The organism is Asaia lannensis NBRC 102526, assembly GCF_024054035.1.
Taxonomy (GTDB): domain Bacteria; phylum Pseudomonadota; class Alphaproteobacteria; order Acetobacterales; family Acetobacteraceae; genus Asaia; species Asaia lannensis.
The window spans coordinates 470,046-486,866 of record NZ_JAMXQU010000001.1 but is presented as its reverse complement, the minus strand read 5'-3'; the positions used below and the strand labels follow the sequence as shown (position 1 = coordinate 486,866).

15 protein-coding genes are annotated in these 16,821 nt (G+C 59.8%); 6 read left to right on the top strand and 9 right to left on the bottom strand.

Going from position 1 to position 16,821, the window contains the following annotated elements; all coding sequences use genetic code 11:
* Window positions 1-61 precede the first annotated feature (61 nt).
* Window positions 62-772: a histidine phosphatase family protein gene (locus NF685_RS02165; RefSeq protein ID WP_252848404.1), complete on the bottom strand. Its 711-nt coding sequence runs from the start codon at window positions 770-772 to the stop codon at window positions 62-64.
* Window positions 769-2,862 carry a hypothetical protein gene (locus NF685_RS02160; protein WP_252848403.1) on the bottom strand — a complete coding sequence of 698 codons (2,094 nt, stop codon included), beginning with the start codon at window positions 2,860-2,862 and terminating at the stop codon, window positions 769-771. The genes NF685_RS02165 and NF685_RS02160 overlap by 4 nt, the downstream gene beginning before the upstream one ends.
* A 511-nt stretch (window positions 2,863-3,373) precedes the next feature.
* On the opposite strand from NF685_RS02160, the gene NF685_RS02155 reads away from it, so the two are divergent.
* Window positions 3,374-3,820 carry a DMT family transporter gene (locus tag NF685_RS02155; RefSeq protein WP_252848402.1) on the top strand — a complete coding sequence of 149 codons (447 nt, stop codon included), beginning with the start codon at window positions 3,374-3,376 and terminating at the stop codon, window positions 3,818-3,820.
* Between the two features lie 156 nt (window positions 3,821-3,976).
* Here the strand turns inward: NF685_RS02155 and ilvC are convergent, their stop codons facing one another.
* Genes ilvC through miaA form a run of 4 tightly spaced genes read right to left on the bottom strand, consistent with a single transcriptional unit; the run spans window position 3,977 to window position 8,335 of the window.
* The gene (ilvC, locus tag NF685_RS02150; protein WP_222546648.1) at window positions 3,977-4,996 is read right to left on the bottom strand and encodes a ketol-acid reductoisomerase; all 1,020 of its coding nucleotides are present in this window, start codon (window positions 4,994-4,996) and stop codon (window positions 3,977-3,979) included.
* The gene (gene ilvN, locus NF685_RS02145) at window positions 4,996-5,523 is read right to left on the bottom strand and encodes an acetolactate synthase small subunit (RefSeq protein WP_222546647.1); all 528 of its coding nucleotides are present in this window, start codon (window positions 5,521-5,523) and stop codon (window positions 4,996-4,998) included. Before ilvN ends, ilvC begins: the two co-directional genes overlap by 1 nt.
* On the bottom strand, window positions 5,523-7,319 hold the full coding sequence (ilvB, locus tag NF685_RS02140; RefSeq protein ID WP_222546646.1) for a biosynthetic-type acetolactate synthase large subunit: 1,797 nt from the start codon (window positions 7,317-7,319) through the stop codon (window positions 5,523-5,525). Before ilvB ends, ilvN begins: the two co-directional genes overlap by 1 nt.
* Window positions 7,320-7,351: 32 nt before the next feature.
* Window positions 7,352-8,335 carry a tRNA (adenosine(37)-N6)-dimethylallyltransferase MiaA gene (gene miaA / locus NF685_RS02135; protein WP_252848401.1) on the bottom strand — a complete coding sequence of 328 codons (984 nt, stop codon included), beginning with the start codon at window positions 8,333-8,335 and terminating at the stop codon, window positions 7,352-7,354.
* A 41-nt stretch (window positions 8,336-8,376) separates the two neighbouring features.
* Here miaA and serB point away from each other — a divergent pair, with 41 nt between their 5' ends.
* The gene (gene serB, locus NF685_RS02130) at window positions 8,377-9,267 is read left to right on the top strand and encodes a phosphoserine phosphatase SerB (RefSeq protein WP_222546644.1); all 891 of its coding nucleotides are present in this window, start codon (window positions 8,377-8,379) and stop codon (window positions 9,265-9,267) included.
* Between the two features lie 62 nt (window positions 9,268-9,329).
* Here the strand turns inward: serB and NF685_RS02125 are convergent, their stop codons facing one another.
* On the bottom strand, window positions 9,330-9,518 hold the full coding sequence (locus NF685_RS02125) for a helix-turn-helix transcriptional regulator (RefSeq protein WP_222546643.1): 189 nt from the start codon (window positions 9,516-9,518) through the stop codon (window positions 9,330-9,332).
* A complete protein-coding gene (locus tag NF685_RS02120) occupies window positions 9,515-9,895 on the bottom strand; it encodes a hypothetical protein (RefSeq protein ID WP_252848400.1) in 381 nt (126 codons plus the stop codon). Before NF685_RS02120 ends, NF685_RS02125 begins: the two co-directional genes overlap by 4 nt.
* 143 nt (window positions 9,896-10,038) lie before the next feature.
* Here NF685_RS02120 and NF685_RS02115 point away from each other — a divergent pair, with 143 nt between their 5' ends.
* Complete coding sequence (locus NF685_RS02115; protein WP_252848399.1) at window positions 10,039-11,730, top strand: hypothetical protein; 1,692 nt, start codon at window positions 10,039-10,041, stop codon at window positions 11,728-11,730.
* A gap of 289 nt (window positions 11,731-12,019) precedes the next feature.
* Here NF685_RS02115 and NF685_RS02110 read toward each other — a convergent pair whose 3' ends face one another.
* Window positions 12,020-13,171 carry an alpha/beta fold hydrolase gene (locus NF685_RS02110; protein WP_252848398.1) on the bottom strand — a complete coding sequence of 384 codons (1,152 nt, stop codon included), beginning with the start codon at window positions 13,169-13,171 and terminating at the stop codon, window positions 12,020-12,022.
* 654 nt (window positions 13,172-13,825) lie between these two features.
* Here NF685_RS02110 and NF685_RS02105 point away from each other — a divergent pair.
* From NF685_RS02105 to NF685_RS02095, 3 genes are all read left to right on the top strand, one after another.
* Window positions 13,826-15,322 (top strand): CoA-acylating methylmalonate-semialdehyde dehydrogenase, encoded by a 1,497-nt coding sequence (locus NF685_RS02105; protein ID WP_222546639.1) that lies wholly within the window; start codon window positions 13,826-13,828, stop codon window positions 15,320-15,322.
* A 207-nt stretch (window positions 15,323-15,529) separates the two neighbouring features.
* On the top strand, window positions 15,530-15,787 hold the full coding sequence (locus NF685_RS02100; protein ID WP_222546638.1) for a DUF3297 family protein: 258 nt from the start codon (window positions 15,530-15,532) through the stop codon (window positions 15,785-15,787).
* Window positions 15,788-15,791: 4 nt separating this feature from the next.
* Window positions 15,792-16,736 carry a nucleoside hydrolase gene (locus NF685_RS02095; protein ID WP_252848397.1) on the top strand — a complete coding sequence of 315 codons (945 nt, stop codon included), beginning with the start codon at window positions 15,792-15,794 and terminating at the stop codon, window positions 16,734-16,736.
* Window positions 16,737-16,821: the final 85 nt, after the last annotated feature.

Sequence of the window (16,821 nt, the reverse complement as noted above, 5' to 3'; positions counted from 1 at the left end):
AATACGTTTTTATTGTGTTATAGTGCTCTCCCTGCATTCATACAGGTGACGATTATGGAAATTATTCTGCGATAGTAAGTGCTGCCGGTAGTTCATTGACGGTCACGACACGCCAGACACCGTTGATACGCTCGATGATCGAGAGCGACAGGTTCTGGATGGAAAAGCGCAGCCCCGTATCGGGGTGGACATTGAGCGCATGCGACAGGGCGGCGCGGATAGCCCCGCCATGGCTGACCACCACGGTATCCTGCCCCGCATGAAGATCTGCCATTTCATCGAGCGAATGGCCGACGCGGGCGCAGACATCAAGCATGCTTTCACCGCCCGGCGGCTGCTCGGAGGCAGAAAGAGACCAGAAATTATGCGCGGTCTGGCGCAGTTTCAGCGGGAGTTCCTCGTGGGGCAGATTATGCCATTCTCCCATGGATTGTTCCGTAAAGCGCGGCTCTATAGTCAGGTTGCGAACGCCGTATCCGGCGTCGAATATGGCACGCGCCGTATCCTGCGCACGCTTGAGGGGCGAGACCACCCAATTGGCATCCTGCGGCAGGCGACGCCCGAGCGCGGTGTAATACGGCACCTGCAGGGCGAGATGTTCCGAGCAGAGCTCGACATCCATCGCCCCATAGATACGCATGCGCGCCGAGGCTTCCACAATGGCGTGACGGATCAGCCAGAACCGTGTGACACCAGACGGAAGCTGCATGGAATCGAGAAAATGACCATGTGCCTTCGGGTCGGTTGCAGGCGTCTTGTCAGACTGGGTCATGATAAACCGGACTTTCTCGGCTGATAGGAATAAGGGGCGTAACGTGGCTGGGGATCGACCGGTGCAAGAACGCTCCAGTGATCAAGAATCACCGTGATTTTGGCCAGAGCCCTGCGCACATCCGCAAATTCACGGGCCAGACGGACATCGTCCGTCAGGCCGGCATGAGAGGGCTCGCCCGATACGAGGCGCGCACCTGCGCATAAACGCAATGCACCGGCATTTTCACCACCCAGATCCGGGTGCGGCACGGGGACGGGCTGACCGAGATGACAAAGCAACCCCGCAAGCCCCTCACCCGCGGCATCATGTTCGGCAATCCACGGTGAGAGATCGGCATTGAGCCAGCGATGCAGGGCACGCGACCTTTCCAGGTCGAGCGGTTTTTCGGGGTTTTCCGGATCGGCCACCAGAAAGGAGAATACGGTCGGGATGGTATCCCACAAGACCTCTTCTTCCACCGGATTGCGGTCGAAGTCCGGCATGGTCAGCAGCGTCAGGGCGGGATGCGCCCCGATGGCTTCATGCGCGTTGTGCTCGAAACGGCGCAACGTATCGACAATGCGCGCCGGAGGCACTGCGGCAAAGGCCTCGCTCTCAGCCAGTGCCGCCTGCCAGCGAAGAGCAAGACCGAGATTGCCCTCATGAGAGAGGACAGATGGCGAAGCCGTTTGCGGCCAGTCGCAATGATGGAAATAGGCCGCAAGACCTTGCGGCAGGGCATAGCCTGCCAGAGCCGCAACAAATGAGTCTGGCAGAAGAATCGCCCCGCAGAACGGAGGTCCTGTCAGGAATTTCGAACCGGTCGTCATGACGAGCATGCCGGCCTTCACGAGGTTTCTGACACGATGCGGTGCCAGTCTGGCCTGGCAGGCATCGACCACCAGCGTGATACGGGCAGGATAGCGGGCAGCAAGGCGACACAGCATGCCGGCACAGGGACCAACCAGACCCGTTTTGGACATATCGAGCTGATGCAGGATCACATGATGCCCGACTTCAAGCGCGCGTAACACGGTTGCCTCGACCTCGGCATCGAGATCCACGCAGGGCCTCGGTGTGCCTTCGGGAGTGCGTATGGGAATACCGATCAGGGTCGTGTCTGTCGGAAAACCGTCCAGATAATGTGCCTTGTCTGCTGCCGCGCCAAGGGCCGTCCCGGCAGCGAAATGCCGCCCCTGTGCCGCCAGAGGGACACCACTACCGGTTTCGTCCGGCGCAATCAGGATATTGACGATCGCCTGCCCCTGGGCGCGCATCATACCCATGGCCAGCACGGCAAGTTCGCAATCCGTACCCGATGCGGCAAGCACGATATTATCGCGACCGCCAAGCCCGTAAAGCGCGGCAAGTCTGTCGCGCACATCGAGACAGGCGGCCTCGCGCGCAGAGGAGCCGTCGAGGCGCGTCAGGGCATCGAGCAGAAAAGCCCGACGTGCACGTTCGGCTCCGAGATAGCCACGCTCGGAAAGAGACGACGCTGTCGATGAGGAAAAGGTGACTGCCCAGGGGCGCGGTCTGTGCGAGCAGCCATAACGGTTGAGCCCGGTCTGCGGATTGATAACCAGACGCTCATCGCCGCCATCGGCCATCAGAAATTCGGCAGGCGCCAGACTGGCCCATAGAGGGGCAAGACACGCCACCAGCCTGTTGAAATCTGCCTTACCATGCGCCTTGTCCGGGCAGAACTGGGTGAGAACAGGCCAGAGCGCCTGGATATGTCCGGCTGTGGGCGGTCTATCCGCGGCAAAATCCTCAAGCCAGGCAAGCGACGGCGGTAAGGAAAGGGTCTCACAATCGAGCCGGTGGAACAGCGCGGTGACGCGTGCAGCGACCACAAAAGCCAGAGGCGCCTCATGCGCGGGCAAGGCGTCGATCAGAAATCCCAGTTCGATCGCATAGCGCTGCAGTACAGGCGCGATCTCGGGGCGCTCGAACGCTACGGCACCGAGCGTGATCGTTTTGTCCCGGATCGTGAAGGGATGGGTAAGACGGGGAGAGAGATTGACCACGACACGATCGGACAGGCTTTGCAGATCAGGGCGATCGAGCGCCGCAAACAAGCTGTCTGTTATGTCTTCTGCCAACACGCCGTATCATTCCCCTGTGGAGCCCCGGCGTTATAGCCCATGCCCGGACGAACCCCAAATTAACGCGACGCCAATAATCGCCCTGATGGTCGCTCCAGGGCATGATCCGACAGCCGAACCGGGTAGTATCCGTTGAGCGCAAAAGAGCTGGATTATGGAACACAGGGAGCCAAATCGGTCCACGGCAGACAGGCTGTTGCGGCAAGACCGAAAAAGGCATGATGACCCTGCGTTACGCAAAAGAGCGTCCTGAATCTCGCTGCAACCTTCTGAACGGACAGCCCTGTGTCAGCTCCACCCGCGCGGCAGCTTTGCCGGTCGCAACTCTGGCCTTTCATCGCGCAGCGCCACTTCTTGCCGATCACTAATTTAATCATCATCCCTGCGAAGCCTCGGGTCCTGTCCAGCGTTGAGCCCGCGGCCGTCGAAAGGTGGAATCAGCACCTCAACCGGGAAGACCGTTCGACAGGTCCAATGCATGAAGTGCCTCTGTTTTCGGAGAGATGATGTCATGAATGCTGCCTGGGCGTTTCCCTTCATCCTGATTGCCGGTGTCTTGCAGGCCCTTGGAGCCACCATGAATGGGGCGCTCAGCAAGTCACTGGTAAACCCCTGGCTTGCGACCTCCGTGTCGTTCCTGCTCGTTCTGTTTCTCGCGATTGCGCTTTTCGCCTGCATGCCGCGCCCGCTTCCCAGCGCTGGCGATCTTGCTTCAATGCCATGGTGGGCTCCGCTGGGCGGCATTACAGGCGCTGTCGCCGTCTTCGCCGGACTACTTTTAATCCAGAAGCTGGGGGCAGGACCGGTCAACGGGCTTACGATCACCGCCAATCTCTTGACCAGCCTGCTGATCGATCATTTCGGCCTGCTGCGTATGGAAGTGCATAGCCTCAACCCCTATCGCATTGCAGGTGCCGTGCTGATGATTGCAGGAGTCGCGCTGATCGCACGCTTCTGAGCGTTCGCCGAGATATCGGCCATTGCAATATTAACGGGCTGCGACGACCTGCGTGCCTAATGCCCAACTGCCCGCACACGCAGTCTCAGCGGTTTTCTGCAAATAAAAAAGGGGGCCAAAGCCCCCCTTTCCGTTCTTTCCCTGCGGGGAGAGAACTCAGTTCTTGGCCTTGTCGACCAGCTTGCCCTTGGCAATCCAGGGCATCATGCCGCGCAGCTTCTCACCGGTCTTTTCGATCTGGTGAGCATCGTTGCGCGCACGGATGGCCTTGAAGCCAACGCCGCCGGACTGGTTTTCAAGAATGAAGTTACGCACGAAGGTGCCGTCCTGAATGTCTGTCAGAACGCGCTTCATCTCGGCCTTGGTTTCTGCCGTCACGATACGCGGACCGGTGACATATTCACCATACTCGGCCGTGTTCGAGATCGAGTAGTTCATGTTCGCAATGCCGCCTTCGTAGATCAGATCCACGATCAGCTTCATTTCGTGCAGGCACTCGAAATAGGCCATCTCGGGAGCGTAGCCGCCCTCGACCAGCGTTTCGAAGCCGGCACGGATCAGCTCGACCAGACCGCCGCAAAGCACAGCCTGTTCACCGAACAGATCGGTTTCGACCTCTTCCTTGAAGCTGGTCTCGATGATGCCGGCGCGGCCGCCACCATTGGCCGCAGCATAGGACAGGGCGATTTCGAGCGCCTGACCCGTTGCGTTCTGGGCAACAGCGACGAGCGACGGCACACCGCCACCCTTCTGGTACTCGGAACGAACCGTATGGCCGGGGCCCTTTGGCGCCACGAGGAACACATCCAGATCGGGACGGGCTTCGATGATGCGGAAATGGATCGACAGACCATGCGCAAAAACGAGCGCTGCGCCATGCTTCAGGTTCTTCTCGAGCGACTCCTTGTAGAGTGCGCCCTGGCCTTCGTCAGGCGTCAGAACCATCACGACATCGGCCCATGCAGCGGCATCGGCAGGCGTCATGACCTTGAAGCCAGCGCCTTCTGCCTTGGCCACGGCTGAGGATTCGGGACGCAGGCCGATAACCATATCGGTCACGCCGCTGTCCTTCAGGTTGTTGGCATGGGCGTGGCCCTGGCTGCCGTAACCGATGATGGCAACCTTCTTGCCCTTGATCAGGCCCAGATCACAGTCACGATCGTAATAGACGCGCATCAGAAAGACTCCTCGATGGATTGAAAGACTTCGGTACCACGGCCTATGGCGGCGATTCCGGTCCGGGACACTTCCGCAAGACCAAGCGGTTGCATCAATTCGACGAAAGCATCGATCTTCTCGGCGCTTCCCGTCAGTTCGAAAACGAAAGACCCTGCCGTCGTATCGACGGCATGAGCGCGAAACGCCTGGGCGATACGCATGCCCTCTGTACGCATCTCGCCCTTGCTGACCACCTTGATCAGTGCCAGTTCGCGCGCCACATGCGGGCCGCATTCGGTCAGGTCGCGCACGCCATGCACCGGGATGAGACGGTCGAGCTGCGCCTTGATCTGCGCAATGACCATTTCCGTACCGGAGGTCACAATGGTGATGCGCGACAGATTGCGGCTGGCATCGATGGCAGAAACAGTGAGGCTTTCGATATTATAGCCACGCCCTGAGAACAGACCGACGACGCGGGCCAGAGCACCGCTCTCGTTTTCGATCAGAACCGCGATGACGGCTCTCTGGATATCCTGTGCCATCAGACCAGCATCATGCCTTCTTGTGTAACCCGTGCTGCATTGGCTTCCTGATCGGGACCGAGCAGCATCTCGTTATGCGGGGCGCCCGATGGAATCATCGGGAAGCAGTTTTCATCCTGAGCCACGCAGATATCCGCCACCACCGGGCCGTCATGGCGCAGCATTTCGTCGATCACGCCATCCAGCTCACCCACGCAGGTGGCACGCAGGCCCTTGCCGTGAAATGCCTCGGCCAGACGGATGAAATCGGGCAGTGCCTCGCTGTAGGACTGCGAATAGCGCGAACCGTGCAGCAGCTCCTGCCACTGGCGCACCATGCCCATATAGCGGTTGTTCAGGATGAACAGCTTCACCGGCAGGCGATACTGCGCCATCGTGCCGAGCTCCTGAATATTCATGAGCGTCGAGGCCTCGCCGGCAATATCGATCACCAGCGCATCGGGATGGGCCACCTGAGCGCCCACAGCGGCAGGCAGACCATAACCCATGGTGCCAAGGCCGCCGGATGTCAGCCAGCGATTGGGCTTGTCGAACTGGAAGTGCTGCGCGGCCCACATCTGGTGCTGGCCGACTTCCGTGCTCACAAATGTATCGCGTCCCAGAGCCTGCGTGGCTTCATAAAGACGGCGAATGGCATATTGCGGGCGGATAATGGCACTCGGGGTCTGATCCTGCACGAAGCCAAAGGAATCCAGCGCGCGCCAGCCCTCGATCTGTGCCCACCAGGGGCTCAGATCCTGACCTTCGCCATCCCATGCTTCCAGAAGCGCTTCGATCGTGCGACCAACATCGCCGATAAGCGGCACATCCACGCGAATGATCTTGTTGATCTGCGAGGGATCGATATCGGCATGCACCTTGAAAGAATTCGGCGAAAACGCATCCACGCGCCCAGTCACGCGATCGTCGAAGCGCGAGCCAAGCGCGATCAGCAGGTCGCAGCCATGCGTGGCCAGATTGGCCTCGTAGCTGCCATGCATACCCAGCATGCCCAGAAACTGACGGTCGGTGGTGGGAAATGCGCCCAGACCCATCAATGTGGACGTCACCGGGAAATTGGTGCGACGCGCCAGCTCGCGCAAAGCCTCGGAGGCTTTGGGTCCGGCATTGATGACACCGCCACCCGTATAAAGAAGCGGACGCTTGGCACGCTTCATGGCGGCGATGGTCTGGCGGATCGCCTCGCCATCGGCATCCAGATTCGGACGATAGGGGCGATGCAGTCGACCCTCGCCTGGCGCGGGCAGAGGCGCATTGCCGACCGAAACATCCTTGGGCAGATCGATCAGCACGGGGCCAGGGCGACCGCCAGCCGCAACCTCGAATGCCTCACGCACGATCGGCGCCAGATCCTGACCGCGACGCACGAGATAATTGTGCTTGGTGGCCGGGCGCGTAATGCCGGTCGTATCGGCTTCCTGAAACGCATCGTTGCCGATCAGCGCCGTAGGCACCTGACCGCACAGACAGATGAGCGGGATGGAGTCCATAAGCGCGTCGACCAGACCGGTCACGGCATTGGTGGCACCGGGGCCGCTGGTGACCAGCACCACGCCCACCTTGCCGGTCGAGCGTGCATAGGCTTCTGCTGCATGAACGGCAGCCTGCTCATGACGCACCAGAACGTGACGGATATGGTTCTGCTTGAACAGCGCATCGTAGATGGGCAGCACCGCGCCACCGGGATAGCCGAAAATAACCTCGACCCCCTGTTCCACAAGCACGCGCAGGAGCACCTCGGCACCATTGAGCGGCGCTGTCGAAGTTTTTCCGGTCTGCTGTGTTGACGCGTTCATGTGAGCGCACCCCTTTCATTGAGCGGGCGGGTTTATGACGGGTTTGAGGATTCGTCAATGGCGGATTGTATGAAAGTTGCTATATTTTCGAATTCTCTTTCCGAAAATTGCGTACCTTCATCATATCTTTGCAAGGAAATCATGCAATCCTGCTCTGCACCCAGTGCATGATGGTTGAACCATGTGGCCTGACGCCGCGTGTACTGCCCCGTAGCGATCACGGCGCGCGTCATGGCCTCATCGAGCGCGAGCGTCCCTGCCAGAACAGCGCTCAGTTCCGGCACGCCATGGGCACGCATGGCCGGCAGAGCGGGCGAAAGCCCACGTGCGACAAGGCGTTCGACCTCCTGCATGGCTCCCAAGGTCATCATGCGCGAGAACCGTTCGGCAATCGAGGCACGCAGCCTGTCCCGCGGTGGATGCAGTCTGACAGAAACGAAGCGGCACGGCGCAGCAGGCAATCCCGGCTGACCACGCCAGTAAGTGAGCCCGTGGCCGGTGCCGCGCAGCACCTCCAGTGCACGGGCTACACGCTGGCCATCACCGGGTTTGAGGGTTTGCGCCGTATCGGGATCGTCCTGCATCAGAAGCGCGTGAGCAGCCTCGCTCCCCTGCGTTTCGACAAGAGTGCGTGCCCAGTCGCGTGCTGCATCCCCCGGTTCCGGCACCTCCACCAGACCATCGAGAAGCGCACGCAGATACATGCCGGTCCCGCCGCAGAGTATCGGCAAGCGGCCCTGCACCCAGGCCGCGTTCATTTCCGCAAGGGCCGCCTCGCGCCACCAGGCGACGCTGCCCGGCTGGGCGGCGTCGAGTACGCCGTATAATCTGTGGGGCGCACGCGCCTCGTCCTGCGCATCGGGTCGGGCCGTCAGCACATGCAGATCGGCATAGACCTGCATGGAATCGGCGTTGACGATCGTGCCGCCAAAGCGCTCGGCCAGCCCGAGTGCCAGGGCCGACTTGCCCGAACAGGTCGGTCCCGCCACAATAAGGGCAATCGGGGCATCAGCCATTCTGTCTAACTGTCCCAAGCGTTTCTACCAGATGGGCCAAGATGACCTTACCTTACGTTCTCGTTCTCGTTGCCGACCCTGCACAGGGCACCCTGTCCAAAGATGCCATCGACATTGCGCGGAACATGGTCAAGGGCAAGAACCCCGTCGTTCTTTCTGCCGGCGAGGCCGTCGAGATCCCCTGCCCTACCCCGGCACCGGGTGCGCCCACTATCGCGACCATACGCGCCACGCTTGCCCGCCATAAGGTCGATACCCTGCTGGTCAAGACACGTGGCCGTCGCAAGGCCGTACTCGTAGCCGATATGGACAGCACCATTCTCGATGGCGAAACCCTCGATGAAGTGGCTATTGCACTCGGCATCGGCGATGAGGTCGTCAAACTGACCGAGGCCTCGATGAACGGTCGTCTCGACTTCGAAGAGTCCCTGCGCGCGCGCGTGGCCCTGCTCGAAGGCAAATCGGCTGCCTGTCTTGAAGACGTCTGGCAGAACACGAAACTCAACGCCGGTGCACGCACACTGGTCCAGACCATGCACGCCCATAATGCCCGCACAGCGCTCGTCTCGGGCGGGTTTACCTATTTCACCAGCCGCGCGGCCGAAGCCTGCGGCTTCGATGAACATTATGGCAATGAATTCGACATTGTAGATGGCGTATTTACCGGCAAACTTGTGGGTCCGGTTCTGGGGCCGAACAGCAAGGAAGAGCATCTGACCCGCCTTCTCGAAGAGCGCGGCGTAAAGGCTTCGGCAGCCCTTACCACGGGTGACGGCACCAATGATCTGCCCATGCTGGCCGTGGCCGGTCTCGGCATTGCCTATAAGGGCAAGCCGAAAGTACGCCAGATGATCGACATGCAGGTCAATCACTCGACCCTGCGTGCGCATCTCTTCGCTCAGGGTTATCCGGCAAGCGTTTTCGTCGATTAAGGGCTCATGAGGCGCTGCCCCATCCCCCGGAAAGGGGCAGCGCCCCTTTCATCCCGTTCTATTCAGGGGGTGAAGATCGCTTCGATGCTCAGACCGAAGATTTTCGCGATGGCGAAAGCCAAAGGTAAACTCGGGTCGTAGCGCTCGTTCTCAATGGCGTTGATCGTCTGGCGCGAAACACCGAGCGCCTCGGCCAGGGCATTCTGACTCATGCCCTGCCCCTGACGCAGGTCGCGCATACGGTTTTTCAACGGTATTTCCGGCTGGCAAAAATGACGCTGATGAACCACAGACTCCCCATGATCGGCCAGAAAGCAAAAGCACGCAGAGGGGGAAGTCCGGCAACCTCACCGAATCCCCAGCCGAAAGTTATCAGCGCCGTACCCAGAAACGCGATCGCGATCGCGTCGAACTGAATCCGTCTCTGTAGTTCATCCATACGATGAAGCCCGCGCAATACGGTCCATGCCATGGCGACGGCACCGATCATCGGCACCATACTCAAAGCAAACAGCCAGAGCCCGGCGGGACGATACATGGAGAGTATGATGTTCGCCGCGAAAAGCAGGACTATATAGAGCGCAAGGGCTGCGCCCAGCTCGTAAGCTGCACGACCAGATCTGAACATATCACCCCCCATGTAAAGCTTGCTTTACATATCTATACCAGAAATTGTTGGGCACAATGCTGAATTTCACTGTGATGTCCCATTCGGGCAATGCTGTAAAAAGCAGTCATCACAATATTGGCAGCAGTAATGGGAGAATCTAAGTGCTTCGGCTCATAACATGCGTATCACTCTCTGCTGCCATCGGCTTCCTGGTCGCACCTCATTCTGCCTCGGGAGCGACCCTCGACAATAGCGCAATCAACCTGAGAGAATTTGGTGCCAGAGGCGACAATCTTTCAGACGATACGAACGCCTATAACTCTGCTGTGGACAGGATAAACGAGCGTCTCTCTGACGGTGCCTCAGTCAGGTTCCTGATACCCCCAGGAAAATACATCCTTCGCAACGCCAGACCTATCGCCCTTCCGCAATCGAGCAGTCTCGAAATCGAGGCAGAAGCGGGTGCCTCCCTGGTCGAGGCCGAGGATCGAACACCGGTGATCATACGCGAGGTGGCGAGAGCACATGGTGGCATATCGCGGGTCATCGTACACGGACTGACGGTGACAAGGCGCAATGACACACCAGAAAGCCATATCACCGGCGACGGTATCGATATTCTGGGTCTTCCCCAAAATCAGGGCGGCGGCAAGATGCGCATTACTGCAAGCGACCTGCGATGCGATGGTCGTTTCATGGCATGCCTGAAACTGGAAAATCCGGTCAATGCGACGATACGAGGCTTTCGTTCAGCCATGCCGGGCGCCTTCAATGCAGATCCGACCCAAGGCACGGGCATATGGCTCTACACGACGCCAGATCCAGCCAGGATCAATGCCAGCATAGACAACCACATAACGGACAGCGTCATGACGGGTGGTTTTGCCGGCATCCGGATCGATAATCATAGCGAGGGCCTGCAGATCAGTGCTGCCACCATCGTCGGTGCTTCTTATGGTCTGTATGCTCCTGCCGATCTCAGATCGAATGGTGCGTCATGGATCAGCGTCTCAGGCAGCCATTTCAACACGAGCGTCGCCGGCATCTACGCAGAAAATGCCTCTAATCTGAATTTCACGGGGAATCTGTTTTTCGCGCTGCCTCCAGTCGCCTATGGCCCTAATGCACAGCTTCCGCGAGACTACGGCACTTTCTCAGCCGCGAGCCCCGGATGGGCGGGCATCTGGGCATTGAATGCAAGCAGCAGCGCATTCAACGGCAACTCATTCTACGGATTTCTCAGATCCGGCCAAAACTCCACCGGAATTCGGTTTTCGAAAATGAACGACGACAAGGGCCGAGACGTGAACGCGGCAGAAACAACCGCAATTATGGGCAACGTCATGGAAGCCATGAATAATGGCCCCTTACAGATAGACCGATCATCCCTCAATGTCGCCATAACGGGGAACATTTCCATCGTTACCAGAAGCAGCTTCTCGGATAATGCCAATGGCCCATCCATCACACTCGCGAACAATATGTATAATGATCATATCGACGATATGAAGACGCCTGTCCGTACACTGCTGCGGACCCAAAACACACCAGACCTCGCAAGCGATGGGAACATCAACCTGACTGGAAAGGACGCATTGGTTTTCGGCGTCGGAGCACATACGCGCACCAGTTCCATCTGGGCGACCGGCTCCGCTCTCAGGGTTTCCACGAACTCAATGCAGGTCACTGGTGGAATACAGCTCATTGAGGGCGCGCGGTTTCAGGGATCGATCGCTACGCCCGCAAGCAGCTCGTCACCCTGCAAGCCAGGCGAATTCGAGGACGACCAGAATTATCATTATGTTTGCGTAGCACCCGACAAATGGCGGCGCAGCGCACTCTCGGATTTCTGAAGAGCGCAGGCCCCAATTCCGGCAGTCATCCTGCGGGGCATTGTGAGCCATCGCACGGACCGGGGGAGATTTGTTTCGGCAGGCCAGTCATTATGACCTCCCGGTCACCTCCCATCCCCTTCCGGGCTCGTCCCAAGCCTGTCCTGCTGTCTTCCCCCTCTCATTCTCATACATGAGAGGGGGAATGAGAGGGGCCTGCGGGTAATCTTGCACGCTTCTCAGGGCACAGCTGTTCCTGACGATCCCAAGATCCGCACCGGGCCCGTCAGCCTCCAGATACCGCCCGCGATTACTGACAGTCAGAAGAAATCGCATCGCCTTGCAGGCTGCGATCGGCAAAGGCCTGTGCCTCGCTTTCGGCTGCATTCAGCAAGGGAGAATGCTCGACGCGATAGTGATGCACGCTCACGACCGTTCCGGCAGAGCATAGCGCCTGCTTCAGCTTCTCCTGCTGGGCGGGGGGCACCTGCGTATCGTTGGACGCAATGCCGAGCATGACCGGTGAAGACAGCTTGAGCGAAGGATAACGCGCCCATTGCAGCGCGGGAGCAAGGGCGTTTTCAGCATCGGGCTGGAAGGTGTTGTCGGGCGTCAGTCCAGCATGTTCGACCGCCCCGAAGAAATCGCCACGGCAAAGCTCCGAAGCCTTGCGATAAAGCGGCAAGGCACGGGGCTTGAATGCGGAGGATGGGTCGAAAGACGGATCTGCCTTACCCAGCGATGCCCCGAGCAGAAGCCCGTACACCACCCCGGGGGCGAACCGGCGCGCGCCATGGGATTGCGTCAGGATATGGCCCGAATCCCCGTCGAAATAGGGCGCACCGAGTGCGATCGTGCCTTTGATCTGCAGGCTCGGCGCGTAGGATCGGGCAAGGGCGGAAGCGGCAAGCACCGCCTGTGCCCCCTGATCGTGACCGAGCAGGACCACATGACCGCTGAGCGAGGAGAAACGGCGGCGCGCAGCGCGTACCGAGTCCAGCACTGCCATGCCTTCCGATTTCGCATTCAGATAGAGTGCGGCACCCGGCTCGCCGAGACCGGGGTAATCGGTTGCCACTACGGCATACCCACGACGCAGCCAGCTCCCATAGAAACTGGCCTGCGGGCCGCCAATCCCCATAATGGACGGCGCGCAGGTCAGACCGATACCGCTCGTGCCATGCGCCCAGGCCATGACAGGCCAGCCGCCCGCAGGCGGCGTACCGCGTGGCAGCATGACTTCGGCCGAGACCGCCACCAGATGGGTCGGGTCATGGGCATCCGTGCTGCGATAGGCCATGCGATAGGCCGTGCCGGGAATGGGGGCGTTTTTCTGTTCGAGCTTGATGGCCTGCCCGGCTGCCACGGGTGCGTAGCGGGATTCGGCATCCTCATCGGCATCCATGGCGCAGGCAGTGAGCGTCAGGGCGGAAATGGCCATCATGGCAAGAGCAGAACGCATCAGACCTCGTCGATCGTAAAAGTGGAAAATCCGTCCGGACCGATGAAAATGTGTCCGGCATGGAGTGAAACCTGAACGGCGGAAACAGGGGAGCGAAGACAGGGGAAACGCCCGCCGATCCTGCCGGTTCAGGTCCCGAAAGCATGAACCTGACCTGCAGGTTCGGCAAAATCATGACAGGTTTTGCCGGAGCTTTCTGCGTCGGGCCAGATGTTTTCTCATATGTGCGGAATTATCGGACACGATTGAACGGCCAAAGGGAATTTTCCGGTCAACAGCCATCGACACAGCCCGAACCCGCCTCCCCTGTCCCTGTCCAGACCGCGTGTCAGACCAGACAAGGGGCTATCGCCCATACGCCCAGCTATGGGGGCATTATCCTGTCTTCCGGATTTTGCCCTTCGCTCGTTCTCAAGGAAGCTGCGGACAACAGAACCGAGCCCGAAAGTTCACCGGAACGTGACTGCTCGAAGCGATAAATAGAATAATTTTTCTTTTCTGAGATACAAAAGAGAATATTAATTTCCATATAGGCAATGGCGGAGTCCTGCCGCAAGAGTTGAAATCCTCAAGCCGGGACGGATGCTATAAGGCGGACAAAGCGCAACGGTCCAGTGGGGCCATTGCAAGGCCGCAGACGAGAGGAAGACGTTTATGAGCAGTCTGATCCAGCATTACATCAACGGATCGCGCACCGACGGTCATGGAAGCGGCCGCGGTGACGTGTTCAACCCGGCAACGGGCAAAGTGACGGCCCAGCTGACTCTGGGTGACACACGGGACGTCGATGATGCCGTGGCTGCTGCCAGAGCCGCCTTCCCTGCCTGGTCGCAGACGACCCCTCTGGCGCGTGCACGCGTCCTGTTCCGCTTTCGCGATCTGATCGAGAAACACGCACGCGATCTGGCTGCAGTCATTACCTCAGAGCATGGAAAGGTCCTCTCCGATGCGCTGGGCGAAGTCACGCGCGGTATGGAAGTGGTGGAATTTGCCACCGGTGCGCCCGAACTGCTCAAGGGCGAATTTACCGAACAGGTCGGCCGCGGCATCGACGCCTGGTCGATGCGCCAGCCTCTTGGCGTGGTGGCCGGTATCACACCGTTCAACTTTCCGGTCATGGTGCCGCTCTGGATGGCCCCCATGGCATTGGCCTGCGGCAACTGCTTCATTCTCAAGCCTTCGGAACGCGACCCTTCGGCCTCGCTGATCCTGGCCGATCTGCTCAAGCAGGCGGGTCTGCCCGATGGCGTGTTCCAGGTCGTGCATGGCGACAAGACCGTAGTGGACGCCCTGCTCAAGCACGCCGATGTGCAGGCCATCAGCTTTGTGGGCTCCACCCCGATCGCGCGTTATATCCACGAGACCGGCATCGCTCACGGCAAGCGCGTTCAGGCTCTGGGCGGCGCCAAGAACCATGCCGTCATCATGCCCGATTGCGATCTCGACAAGACCGTCGATGCCCTGATGGGCGCGGCCTACGGGTCGGCCGGTGAGCGTTGCATGGCCATTTCCGTGGCTGTCGCTGTCGGCCCCGTGGCCGATGCGCTGATCGAAAAACTGATCCCCAAGGTCAAGGCGCTCAAAATCGGCAACGGCACCGATGATGCGACAGAAATGGGGCCGCTGGTCACGAAGGTTCACCGCGACAAGGTGGCCTCGTATGTCACGCTCGGCGCCGAGGAAGGGGCAAAGCTTCTTGTCGACGGACGCGATTTCAGATCGACCCAGGATCCTGATGGCTTCTTCCTTGGCGGATCGCTGTTCGATCATGTGACGCCTGACATGCGCATCTACCGTGAAGAGATCTTCGGCCCTGTTCTGGCCGTGGTACGCGTGCCCGATTTCGAGACCGCGCTGAAACTGGTCAACGAGCATGAATTCGGCAATGGCACGGCGATTTTCACGCGCGATGGCGATAGCGCACGTGCGTTCACCCATCGTGTGCAGGCGGGCATGGTAGGCGTGAACGTGCCGATTCCGGTGCCCATGGCGTTCCACTCCTTCGGCGGCTGGAAAGCCTCGCTGTTCGGCGATCATCATATGCACGGTGCCGAAGGCGTGCGCTTCTTTACCAAATACAAGGCCGTCACCTCGCGCTGGCCGACGGGCATCCGTCAGGGCGCGGATTTCGTCATGCCGACGCTCGGCTGATCCGCCGGGGCAGTCTGTCAAATCGGCCAGTCTGTCAGATCGGCACGACCGGGATGACAGACTGAAAACCCGCCGCAAAACGGCCCCAAACGGGCGCAAGGGTATCCCCCTCGCGCCCGTTTTGCGTTCCGGCGCTTTGCGCTGGCCGGAACTCGGGCTATGTCCCATGACAAGAACTGGAACACGCGCCAAACCGGAGGAATTCCCATGAGCGACACCATGCCAGACCGTCTGAGCGCCACACCGGGCAGCCCGTTCTATAACGAGGCCCTGCTGGAAAAAGGCATCGGCATCCGCTTCAATGGCGAGGAGCGCACCAATGTGCAGGAATACTGCATCAGCGAAGGCTGGGTGCGTCTGGCCGTCGGCAAGACGCTCGACCGCAAGGGCAACCCCATGACCATCAAGGTCTCCGGCAAGGTCGAAGCCTGGGTCAAGGGTCCTGAGGAAGACAGCAAGGAATAAGCCCATGACGCCCACACGGATCATCATCGATACCGACCCCGGTCAGGACGACGCCGTCGCCATTCTTCTGGCGCTGGCTTCACCCGAGGATATCAGGGTCGAGGCGATCCTCACTGTGGGCGGCAATAGCGGCATCGCCAATACCACGCGCAATGCCGCCGCTATTCTGGAACTGGCAGGACGTGCGGATATCCCGCTGCATAGCGGATGCGACCTGCCGATGAAGCGCCCACCCGTACGGGCCGATCATGTTCATGGCGAGAGCGGACTGGACGGTGCGGATCTCCCCGCCCCGACAAAACAGGCCGACTCCCCTCATGCCGTGGAATTCCTGATCGAGACGCTGCGCCATGAGCCCGAAGGCAGCCTGACCATCGTGACGCTCGGCCCGATGACCAATCTGGCCACGGCCCTGCAGAAGGCTCCCGATATCGCACCGCGCATCAATCGCGTCGTGTCCATGCTGGGTGCCTGTTTCGAAGGGGGGAATATTACCCCCAACGCCGAATTCAATGCCTATGTCGATCCCGAGGCCGCTGCCATCGTACTCGCCTCCGGCGTGCCGGTCGTCATGCTGCCGCTCGATGTCACGCATCAGGTGCTCACCACCCCATCACGTCTTGGGCGCATTCGTGCCATCGGCAATGCTGCCGGACGTTGCGTAGGCGGTATGCTGGGCTTTTCGGAGCGTTTCGACCTCGAAAAATACGGCTGGCCCGGCGCCCCCTTGCATGACCCCTGCACCATCATGTGGCTGCTGCGCCCCGATCTGTTCCAGGGGCGTCTGATCAATGTCGAGATCGAGACACAAAGCCCGCTCTCTGCCGGTCAGACCGTGGTCGATTACTGGAGCGTAACGGGACGCCCCGCCAACGCACTTTATATGCGCGATGTGGATTCAGACGGGTTTTATCAGGTGCTGACAGAACGTCTGTCACGCCTGCCGTAAACCGGCCATCCGCCACAGGAAAACCCCGGAATGCCTTGGCACTCCGGGGTTTTTCATATCGGGCTGGAAATCGTTCCGGCCAGGA